Here is a 1,427-nt window from a genome sequence, read left to right on the forward strand (position 1 = left end):
TTCGAACCTGCGACCCCTTGGTCCCAAACCAAGTGCTCTACCAAGCTGAGCTACTTCCCGAAAACGCGCCCGACAGGAGTCGAACCCATAACCTTCTGATCCGTAGTCAGACGCTCTATCCAATTGAGCTACGGGCGCATTACAATATGAAAATGGTGCCGAGGACCGGAATCGAACCGGTACGGTAGTCACCTACCGCAGGATTTTAAGTCCTGTGCGTCTGCCAGTTCCGCCACCCCGGCAATTCATTGGAGCGGAAGACGGGATTCGAACCCGCGACCCCCACCTTGGCAAGGTGGTGTTCTACCACTGAACTACTTCCGCGAATAAAGTGCGGGTGAAGGGAGTCGAACCCCCACGCCTTGCGGCGCCAGATCCTAAGTCTGGTGCGTCTGCCAATTCCGCCACACCCGCATTATATAGTTTTAATAAATGGTGAGCCATGAAGGACTCGAACCTTCGACCCTCTGATTAAAAGTCAGATGCTCTACCGACTGAGCTAATGGCTCTCAATATAATAATTTATAATATCTCGATTAAATCTTTGAAGTATTGGCATCTACGACGTCCGCATTTCAGAACTATTATTCAAAAAGCGACTCAATGCGAACTCTGAAGCTTATTCAAGGAAGCATTTTCGATCGTGCTCTACCGACTTAGGTAATGGCTCTCACCAAAAATGGTGCCGGCCAGAGGACTTGAACCCCCAACCTACTGATTACAAGTCAGTTGCTCTACCAATTGAGCTAGGCCGGCAAATTTTTTAAAAGATATTTTTATTTTAGACTCGCAGTTAGTTAACGTCGTCCTGATCTCAGAAAGCTAATTCAAGCAGCAGTTCGATCAGTACGCTGAAGTATTTCAGTGAAGCAATTTCGGTCGTGCTCTACCAATTGAGCTAGGCCGGCAAAATTAATTTAATAATATCTTACAAAAGGCAAAAAAATAATTGATTCTTTTTTTATAAAAAATCAAATTTATTAATGGTGGAGGATGACGGGTTCGAACCGCCGACCCCCTGCTTGTAAGGCAGGTGCTCTCCCAGCTGAGCTAATCCTCCATATATAAGCCTGGCAACGTCCTACTCTCACAGGGGGAGAGCCCCCAACTACCATCGGCGCTCTAGAAACTTAACTTCCGTGTTCGGTATGGGAACGGGTGTGACCTTCTCGCTATCGCCACCAGACTATTATTCGGTTAGAGAGTTTGTTCTCTCAAAACTAGATAATGTGGAAGAAGAAAGAATTACTTCGTAATCAGTTGTCTAGCTCCGGCTCCTAGCTTCTCGGCCGTTTCGATCCGTCCCTACAAATCCAAAAATCAGGATTTGCAGCGCCGGCTCTCCAACGTCTGTCGAAGCTGAACAGTCGCCTCTGCTTTTCTATTTGGTTAAGTCCTCGATCGATTAGTATTTGTCAGCTCCACGT

The 1,427-nt window shown here is 46.9% G+C and carries 7 tRNA genes and 1 rRNA gene; all 8 read right to left on the reverse strand.

Annotated features, from left to right (window positions below):
* Positions 1 to 64: 64 nt before the first annotated feature.
* The 8 genes from BQ6100_RS20505 to rrf all read right to left on the reverse strand — a co-directional run bounded on the left by BQ6100_RS20505 (position 65) and on the right by rrf (position 1,186).
* Positions 65 to 138 (reverse strand) — tRNA-Arg (locus tag BQ6100_RS20505).
* Positions 139 to 153: 15 nt separating this feature from the next.
* A tRNA-Leu gene (locus BQ6100_RS20510) sits at positions 154 to 242 on the reverse strand.
* Positions 243 to 249: 7 nt separating this feature from the next.
* Positions 250 to 324 (reverse strand) — tRNA-Gly (locus tag BQ6100_RS20515).
* Positions 325 to 332: 8 nt separating this feature from the next.
* Positions 333 to 414, reverse strand: a tRNA-Leu gene (locus BQ6100_RS20520).
* A gap of 19 nt (positions 415 to 433) precedes the next feature.
* A tRNA-Lys gene (locus BQ6100_RS20525) sits at positions 434 to 509 on the reverse strand.
* Between the two features lie 171 nt (positions 510 to 680).
* Positions 681 to 756, reverse strand: a tRNA-Thr gene (locus BQ6100_RS20530).
* Between the two features lie 228 nt (positions 757 to 984).
* Positions 985 to 1,060, reverse strand: a tRNA-Val gene (locus tag BQ6100_RS20535).
* 8 nt (positions 1,061 to 1,068) lie between these two features.
* Positions 1,069 to 1,186, reverse strand: a 5S ribosomal RNA gene (gene rrf / locus BQ6100_RS20540).
* Positions 1,187 to 1,427: the final 241 nt, after the last annotated feature.

The sequence above is a fragment of the Bacillus massilinigeriensis genome, assembly GCF_900117315.1.
In the GTDB taxonomy this organism is placed as follows: Bacteria; Bacillota; Bacilli; order Bacillales; family Cytobacillaceae; genus Bacillus_BE; species Bacillus_BE massilionigeriensis.